Origin of the sequence: Henriciella sp. (assembly GCF_049649345.1) — a bacterium.
In the GTDB taxonomy this organism is placed as follows: domain Bacteria; phylum Pseudomonadota; class Alphaproteobacteria; order Caulobacterales; family Hyphomonadaceae; genus Henriciella.
Window position 1 is genome coordinate 1 of sequence record NZ_JBARZC010000277.1, and the last position, 8,204, is coordinate 8,204.

Here is an 8,204-nt window from a genome sequence, read left to right on the forward strand (position 1 = left end):
GCTGGAGGATCTCTACACGCGTATTCGGATCGTGACGCTCGACCCGCAAGCGCGCGACATGGCGGGCACGGCGGCCGGCACCTATACCGAAGCCCCCGCCCAGCGAAACTATAAGGAAGAGAGCCGAGGCTGGCTCGCCCGCATGATGGGCTCGAAGGAGGTCTCGCGCGCCCTCTTGGCGGAATTCGAGATCAGCAAGCCGGATGTAACCGCGACAAAAGCGCTCTTCTCTGCCTCCTTCAGCTCCAACCGCGAACAGGGTGAAACCTGGTCGACCGATCAGAGCCTCGCCCTGTTTGCCACGCCCTGGTTCAAGGTCTCGTCGAATACCACGATCACCGCGAAGCTGCGCATGCAGCTCTCAGATGAGCGCGAGAGCAGCGGCGCGACCGCGAATGTCATGTCATCGCTGACCAATGCCGCAAGCCTGCTGGCCCCCGCCTCATCGCTGCTGACCTATTTCAGCGCGCCGTCCATGCTGGAGGCGTCGAACTTTCTCGACAATTCGGTCTCGACCCTGTTTGGCCGCTCGATCACTGAACAGACGGTCAGCTCCATGGCGATCAAGACATGGCAGCAATCGCCCATCCTCGTCGTCTATGCCGCGCTGCCGGACGCTAAGGACATCCGCAATACCGAGAACCGCGAAATGCTCGGCGGCTGGGCGGTGTATCTCGAAGCGCCGATCGTGTCGGTGTTTACCAGCGCCACCCAGTATGGCGAAGACGGCATCAGCGAGTGGCCTGACTTTTCGGGTACTGCTGGCGCCGACATCCTCGCCTTCAAGATCGGCGAAGAGCTGACGGTTTACGACTATGTGTTCTCGCGCCTAGACCTGTTCGACCGGATCTCGAGCCTGAATGACTATTCCGACCCCGATCTTGCGCGGCTCATCTGCACGCGGATCGAGCGCGGCCTCTCTGAAATTGGCTTCAATTCATCAGATGCGGCCGCTGGCGTCTGGGCGGCAGCAACGAGCGACCAGTTCAATGCGGCGGCGAGCGAGGTGCTTCTCGCGCCGGTCACTTGCGCCGCGATGCAGCGCTGGGCGCTTCTCGGCGGCGAGCCGCTCATGACAGAGACCTATTATGATGAGGAGATCGACCCGGCCGAAGACCTGGCTGATCCAGCCGGCGACTATACCGATGAGGATGCGTCAGACTATTGAGCTCTGACAGCGAAGCCTAATAGGCCGCGCTCGGCGTCTTCATTTCATTGGCATCGTCAAGCAGGACAACCGTCGGCGCATGCTGGCGGGCCTTGTCAGCCTCGATCGAGGCGAAGGCAGCGATGATCACCTTGTCGCCTTCAGAGAAGTGCCGGGCAGCAGCGCCATTCACGCCAATCGTCTTCGACCCGCGCGGGGCTTCGATCGCATAGGTCTGAATGCGGGCACCATTGGTCACGTTCCAGATATCAACTCGCTCATTCGGCAGGATACCGGAGGCGTCGAGCAGCTCCTGATCGATCGAGACCGAGCCTTCATAGTGCAGATCGCATTGCGTCACCGTGCCGGAATGAAGCTTGGCCTTGAGCATGTTCAGAAGCATGGAGGACACTCCCCTTGAAATTGGCGCGGTCGATTACCGCTAGACATATATGGGAACAAGTTTCCCTAGCGTAAAGGGCGTTGATGCACCGCAATATACCTGCCTTAAAGCACAATCAGCATTACAGGTGAAGCCTGATCCGCTGGCAGTGGGATCCTGATAGCGCAAACTGTCCTGCCGAGGCGCCCGGTCAGATGCGCCAGGGCGGAAAGCGGCGGACCTCGCCAGCCTGGTAGAGGCAAATCCGGTTGCCGGCCGGGTCACGCAGATGGGCCTCTGTCCAGAGCCAGCTCTGGGCTTGCGGCTCAGCTATGAAGTCGAGCCCCGCCGCCTTCAGACGTCTGTATTCGGTGTCGATATCATCGACTTCGAAATAGACCAGCGGATCGTCTGCGCCGGTCCAGCCTTCTACCTGATGCAGAGAAAATGTGGCCGGCTGTCCGCCATCGCTCGCCGGACATTCAAAACGCGCATAGCGCGGCGGGCTATCAACGATCTGGATCAGGCCGAGCGTCTTGTAGAAGGCGACGCTCGCTGCATAATCGGTGCATGGAACGGTGACCTGGTTCAGGCGCATCGCTCAGCCTCCGATATGCAGCACGACCTGGCGCTCATGCGGCCTGTCGCGGTGCTCGAACAGATATAGCCCCTGCCATGTGCCGAGCATCATCCGGCCATCGCTCACGGGAATGCCGATCGAGGTCTGCGTCAGCGCCGCCTTGATATGGGCCGGCATGTCGTCAGGCCCTTCTGCATCATGGATGATCCATCCCATCGACGGGTCATCGGAATGCGGCACAAGGCGCTTGAAGAAATTGTGCAGGTCGGTCTGCACATCCGGGTCAGCATTCTCCTGGATGAGAAGCGAGCACGAAGTGTGACGCACGAAGACGGTCAGCAGGCCTTCGCTGGCGCCGCTGTCGGCGACGAAACGGCTGGCCTGCCGGGTAAATTCATATAGCCCCGGGCCGGACGTGGAGATGGAGAGCGTGTTGAGCATGCGCGACCATTGATAAACCGGGTTTCGCAAGGAGTCAGCCCAGCTGCGGCAAGGCGGGCAGGTCTGGTCAGGCGGCAGCGTAGACATGGGCTTTGCTTTCTTTCTTTGAGTGTGCCGTGCATCCTGTACCTCGCTCGTGCGTTTGGCTGGCACGACGAAAAATCAGGAGACGAGTATGCGATGGAAGGGTGGCCGCACAGGCGGACGAGTAGAAGACAGGCGCGGCATGAAGACAGCCGCTGCGGGCGGGGGCGTCGGCGTTCTGGTGCTCGGGCTTCTCGGCTACTACTTTCTCGGCATCGATCCGCAGACCACTCAGCAAATCGCGAGCACCTTCGGCGGCGCAGGCTCGCAGGAGCAAGGCGAGGTTGGCACGCCGGAAGACCAGGCCGGCTATTTCGTCGACGTGATCGGCTCGAATATAAATGATGTCTGGTCCACCCAGATGCGCGATTACGCTCCGCCGACGACCGTCCTCTACACGCAGGGCACCAATACAGGCTGCGGCTATGGCCAGGCCGCCATGGGCCCCTTCTATTGCCCATCCGACCAGACCGTCTACCTCGACCTCTCCTTCTGGCAGCAGATGGAAAGCCAGCTCGGCGCGTCCGGCGCAGACTTCGCCAAGGCCTATGTCATCGCCCACGAGTTCGGCCATCATGTCCAGACCCTGACCGGCCAGTCGCAGGAAGTCCGCCAGGCTCAGCAGCGTGCCGGCAACCAGGCTGACGCCAATCGCTATGCCGTCGCGCTCGAACTGCAGGCCGATTGCTATGCAGGTGTGTGGGCCGCGAATGCATCGGCGGCCTCGGGCGGCGATGTGGCGCTGGAGGAAGGCGATATACAGGAAGGCCTGCGCACCGCCAGCGCCATCGGCGATGATGCCCTGCAGGAACGCGCCGGGCGCAACGTCAATCCGGAAAGCTTCACGCATGGCTCGTCCGAGCAGCGCCAGGAATGGCTGCTGCGCGGCTATCGCAGCGGTGACCCCGAAACCTGCGACACATTTGGCGGGATGTAAGGCGGGCCTCAGTCATACCGGTTTTTCTCGGCCGGATCGTCTGAGAGGTATTCGACGAATTCGAACTCGATCGTATTGCCGTCGATGTAATAGACATTGCGGCGATGCTCGGTCGGATTGCCCGGATTTGTAATCTCGTGGCCCGCTGCGGCCATCCGGGCTTTCAGCGCATCAAGATTCGAAACTTCAAAGGCGAGATGCGCAAGGCCTGGCCGATGCCCTTTCAGGTCGCGGGGTGCGCCCTCGCCATTATCCGAGAGCGCAATGTAGAACTCGTCGTCACCGAAATGCAGCCACGTACGCGGCTTGCCGGACCAGTCTCCCTTGCCGCTGCCCCGGACGCGCCAGTGCGGGAACGCGGTTTTAAGGAAGCTCAGTGTCGGCTCGATATCCGTGACGACGAGATTTGCATGTTCGAGGCGTACCATTGTCCCTCTCCATTTATTAAAGACCTTCCTTTATTTATTCTCACTTGTTTTTGAAAGCAATCCCTTTTAAAAAAGAAAAATGGCTGACACTTCCTCTCCTCCGGCGATGACGGCAACGCGCAACACGGTTCTCGACCTCCTCAAGCGCGGCGGCCCGCAATCAGCGAGTGCGCTCGCCGAAAGCCTTGGCGTCACGGCCATGGCAGTGCGGCTTCATCTTTATGAACTCGCCGAAGAAGGCCTGATCGAGCAGACCGCGAAACCGCAGGGCCGCGGTCGGCCGACCAAGATCTGGTCGCTGACGGAGGCAGCCGCGCGCATCTTTCCCGATGCGCATCAGGGGCTCGCGCTCGAAATGATCACATCCATCCGGGAGATGTTCGGCGAAGAGGGTCTTGCCCGCGTCATTGATAAACATAGCGAGAGCCAACTTGCCGCCTATCGCGAGCATCTCAGCGGCCTCAGCGATCTCGGTGCGCGCGTCAAACGCCTGACAGAGCTGCGCTCGGCTGAGGGCTATATGGCCGCCGCCGCACAAGACGGCGATGACTGGCTGCTGATCGAGAACCACTGCCCAATCTGCTCGGCTGCCAAGGCTTGCCAGCGCCTTTGTGCCAATGAGCTGCAAGTCTTCCAGGATGCTCTTGGCGCGGATGTGAACATTATCCGCGAGGACCATATTCTGGCAGGCGCGCGGCGCTGTGCTTACAGGATCAGCCCGTCCGTCTGACACCGGCGCAACGGGGGCACCTCCACCGCATGTTAGCCCTATCACATTTTTAACCAGTCGCGCTTACCGTTAGGGAAACAACGGGAGGATGCATCATGGATGTAACCACACCGCTCCCCTACAAGGACGAGAGCCTATGGGAGCTGATCAAGGCCTTCTTTGCTGCACTGCCGGATCCTGTCTTCATCAAGGATGCCGATTTGAAGATCGTCTATGGCAACCCCGCCATGGACGCCTTCGTTCTCCGTGTCGTCGGAGAGACCGACTATCTCGGCAAGGACGACACCGAACTCTTCTCCCCAAACCAATGGGAAGTCTTCCTGCGCGAAGACCAGAAAGTGCTCGCCGGCCAGGTCTCTCTCAATGAAGAGAAGATTGGCGCGAACATAACGGCGTTGACGAAAAAAGTGCCCGTCCGCATGCCGGATGGCACCACCGGCCTCGCCGGCATTGTCTTCGACATCACCCAGTACAAGGCCGCAGAGGAACGCGCCCGCATAACCGAAGCGGCGAGCGCCGCGAAATCGCAGTTCCTGGCCGCGATGAGCCACGAAATCCGCACACCGCTGAACGGCATTCTCGGCATGGCCCAGTCGCTCGCAAGCGATGAGCAGCTGAACAAGACCCAGCGCGACAAGATCGACACCATCCTCGATTCCGGCCGGACCCTGAACGCCCTCGTCGACGATGTCCTCGACCTCTCCAAGATCGAAGCGGGCAAGATGACCATCGACCCGGTGGGTGGCGATCTTCGTCATGTCGCACGCCGCATCATCCGCCTGTTCGAGCCGCGCGCCCGCGAGAAGGGTATCAGCCTTACCCTCGATGCCGTCGAACCGCTCACCGAAGCGCTCTGCTTCGATCCGGTCCGCGTGCGTCAATGCCTGTCCAATCTCGTCTCGAATGCCGTGAAGTTCACCGATACGGGCGGCGTAACCCTGCGCCTGGAAACCGTGGAAGCCGATGGTCAATGGCAGGTCATAGCGACGGTTTCGGATACCGGAATCGGCATGAATGATAGCGCCATGGCGAAGCTCTTTGCCGAGTTCAGCCAGGCCGATTCCTCGACCACGCGCCGCTTTGGCGGGACGGGTCTTGGCCTCGCCATCGCCCGCAAGCTTGCCCGTCTGATGGACGGCGATGTCACAGTCGAGAGCACGCCGGGCGAGGGGTCCACCTTCACCTTCTGCTTTCTGGCGCGTGCCGCGGCTGGCCCTGTCAGGCAGGCGAGCCGCGCTCGTCTCGCGCCGGCCGCAAGCCATTCTCTTACCAGTCTTCGCGTGTTGCTCGCCGACGACAATGCCATCAATCGCGATGTGGTCCGGCTCTTCCTCACCCCCTATGGCGTGACCCTTACCGAAGCCATAAATGGCCAGGAGGTTCTCGAGGCCCTTGCCCGCGAACCCTTCGACATTCTGCTGCTCGACATCCACATGCCGGTTATGGACGGTCCGGAAGTGCTGGAAAAGCTACGCGGCTCGGCCACAGATTACCACGACATTCCTGTTATCGCGCTGACGGCAGATGCCATGTCAGGCGACCGGGAGCGTTTTCTTGCGATGGGCGCCAATGGCTATGTGACGAAGCCGGTCGACCAGGCCGAACTGTTGAGCGCGATATCGCAGTTGCGGCCGGCGATCCACAATGACAATGCGGGCCTGCCCGCCCTGGACGCGCTCGAACCTGACCCGAGCGCCGCACTTTCACTGGACAGTCCGCTGGTTGCGCTGGTTCAGCAATGGCTCCAGACCGCTCGGACCGACCTTCGCGCAGCGCTGCGTTCGCTTGAGAGCGAGGATCCGGTCACTTGGGAAGACATCTACCGGCCGGTCCACGACTGTAGCGCTCAGGGGCCACAATTCGGGTTCAAGCTCGCCGGCCAGATCGCCAGCGACCTATGCGCCATCCTGCGCGGCCGGTCGCGATCGCTCGACGCGGAAACGCGGCAAGTGTCAGCGCGATATCTGCGCGCGATCATCCATTGTCTGGAAAGAAACATTACGGGCTGCGGCGGACAGGCCGGTATCGACCTGCGCCTCAAGCTCGCTGCCTGATCAGGCCTCCACGGTCTCGGCGAAAGTCACCTGGACCGACTGCTCAATAAGCTCCGCGCTGCCGAAAATCGTCATGAAGCTGATATCAGTGGCATCGCGGCCTGAGACGATGCGAACCAGACCGTCCTCCTGCGCAAGCCGCGTCGGATCGACCAGGTGCCAGGCGCCTTCGAGCCAGACCTCGACAACGGCATGAAAATCCGGCGGCTGAAGATTGGGCGCGTAGACCGACACCATGCGGGCCGGCACGCCGACCGCGCGGCAGAAGCTGATCAGGACATGCGCGTAATCACGGCAGACGCCCTCGCGCGTCATGAATGTGTCCGCCGCTGTCGTATCGCACGTGCTGGTGCCGTGCTTGTATTCGAAATGGTCGTAAATCCAGCCGGACATCATGGCGACCTGGTCGCCGCCGCGAGTACCGCCAAAAGTGCGCATGGCGAAGGTGTCCAGCTTGTCGGATTCGCAATAACGGCTTGGAAAAAGAAATTCGATCACATCGGCCGGCAGCTCGCGGCGCGGCGGCACCTGAAGACCCTGCAAGGACATCGCCGGGCGGACCACATCCACAATCGCCTGATAGACCATGCGGATTTCGCCTTCCGCATGCATCCAGCGCCGCCGCCCCAGCTTGTTCCAACCCTCGACTTGCGAGAGCGTCGCCTGACCGGACACATCCAGCTTCTCCGACACAATGGTCTGGTCGGGCAGAGGAAGCGCCTCAATGGCTAGAAGGACATCCACCGGTTCGGGGAATTCATAACTCAGCGAAGCGTCGATTTTTACGCGCATGGCAGGCTCTTTCAGGTCAAGGAAAACGCGCCGCGGGACGCGCCTGGTTACGGTAAATATAACGCCTCCAGTCATGCGCCGGTTGCACGCGCCTGATGCAGAACTGCAACGAGGTCTTCGGCACCCGCAGGCCGGCTACTTGATGCGCTCGATCAGCGCCTGCGCCGCCAGAGGATCGCGCGCCTTTTCACCCGCGATGAAGAAGGCGAACACCTCGCGCTTCCTGGCCCAGTCCTTCACGGTCCCGGCCCACTCATCGAGCGCCTTCGGCGCGTAGCCCAGCTTGTAGGTGTCCCGGCTCTGCTGCAGTCGCACATAGGCAAAGCCCGCCGTCTCGACATCCGGCATCGGCCAGTCCTCAGCGTCGGAATAGACAAGCGCGCAATCATGCTTTTTCAGAAGATCGGTGAATTCCTCGGTCTTGAACGTGTCATTGCGCACCTCGATGGCGTGGCGAAGGCGAAGCCAGTCATGGCTCTCCGGCAACCGCTCAAGGAATGCGGAAAAATAGTCCGCATCGAATTTGCGGCCCTTCGGAAACTGCCAGTTTATCGCGCCGAGCCGGTCGCCGAGCTTCGTCACCCCGCCGCTGACAAACCAGTCGATCGCCTCTTTCATCTCGTCGGGGG

The 8,204-nt window shown here is 61.1% G+C and carries 10 protein-coding genes; 4 read left to right on the forward strand and 6 right to left on the reverse strand.

All coding sequences use genetic code 11. The features are described 5' to 3' along the window. A partial coding sequence (locus tag WA989_RS07365; RefSeq protein WP_424339857.1) for a hypothetical protein occupies window positions 1-1,168 on the forward strand: 1,168 nt, incomplete at its 5' end. Window positions 1,169-1,184: 16 nt separating this feature from the next. Here the strand turns inward: WA989_RS07365 and panD are convergent. The 3 genes from panD to WA989_RS07380 all read right to left on the reverse strand — a co-directional run bounded on the left by panD (window position 1,185) and on the right by WA989_RS07380 (window position 2,550). Beyond that, entirely contained in the window at window positions 1,185-1,550 is a 366-nt protein-coding gene (panD, locus tag WA989_RS07370) for an aspartate 1-decarboxylase (protein ID WP_424339858.1), read from the reverse strand. A 190-nt stretch (window positions 1,551-1,740) separates the two neighbouring features. Then, complete coding sequence (locus tag WA989_RS07375) at window positions 1,741-2,127, reverse strand: VOC family protein (RefSeq protein ID WP_424339859.1); 387 nt, start codon at window positions 2,125-2,127, stop codon at window positions 1,741-1,743. Between the two features lie 3 nt (window positions 2,128-2,130). Continuing rightward, a complete protein-coding gene (locus WA989_RS07380; protein ID WP_424339866.1) occupies window positions 2,131-2,550 on the reverse strand; it encodes a secondary thiamine-phosphate synthase enzyme YjbQ in 420 nt (139 codons plus the stop codon). A gap of 175 nt (window positions 2,551-2,725) precedes the next feature. On the opposite strand from WA989_RS07380, the gene ypfJ reads away from it, so the two are divergent. Beyond that, entirely contained in the window at window positions 2,726-3,571 is an 846-nt protein-coding gene (gene ypfJ, locus WA989_RS07385) for a KPN_02809 family neutral zinc metallopeptidase (RefSeq protein WP_424339860.1), read from the forward strand. Between the two features lie 8 nt (window positions 3,572-3,579). Here ypfJ and WA989_RS07390 read toward each other — a convergent pair whose 3' ends face one another. After that, window positions 3,580-3,999 carry a VOC family protein gene (locus WA989_RS07390; protein ID WP_424339861.1) on the reverse strand — a complete coding sequence of 140 codons (420 nt, stop codon included), beginning with the start codon at window positions 3,997-3,999 and terminating at the stop codon, window positions 3,580-3,582. Window positions 4,000-4,078: 79 nt separating this feature from the next. On the opposite strand from WA989_RS07390, the gene WA989_RS07395 reads away from it, so the two are divergent. Next, the gene (locus WA989_RS07395) at window positions 4,079-4,729 is read left to right on the forward strand and encodes a helix-turn-helix transcriptional regulator (protein WP_424339862.1); all 651 of its coding nucleotides are present in this window, start codon (window positions 4,079-4,081) and stop codon (window positions 4,727-4,729) included. Between the two features lie 95 nt (window positions 4,730-4,824). Continuing rightward, the gene (locus WA989_RS07400) at window positions 4,825-6,783 is read left to right on the forward strand and encodes an ATP-binding protein (protein WP_424339863.1); all 1,959 of its coding nucleotides are present in this window, start codon (window positions 4,825-4,827) and stop codon (window positions 6,781-6,783) included. On the opposite strand, the gene WA989_RS07405 is transcribed toward WA989_RS07400, so the two are convergent. Both WA989_RS07405 and WA989_RS07410 read right to left on the reverse strand, forming a co-directional pair. Then, the gene (locus tag WA989_RS07405; protein ID WP_424339864.1) at window positions 6,784-7,575 is read right to left on the reverse strand and encodes a transglutaminase-like domain-containing protein; all 792 of its coding nucleotides are present in this window, start codon (window positions 7,573-7,575) and stop codon (window positions 6,784-6,786) included. Window positions 7,576-7,710: 135 nt separating this feature from the next. Beyond that, window positions 7,711-8,204 (reverse strand): DUF72 domain-containing protein (locus tag WA989_RS07410; protein WP_424339865.1); only part of this gene is annotated, 494 nt, incomplete at its 5' end.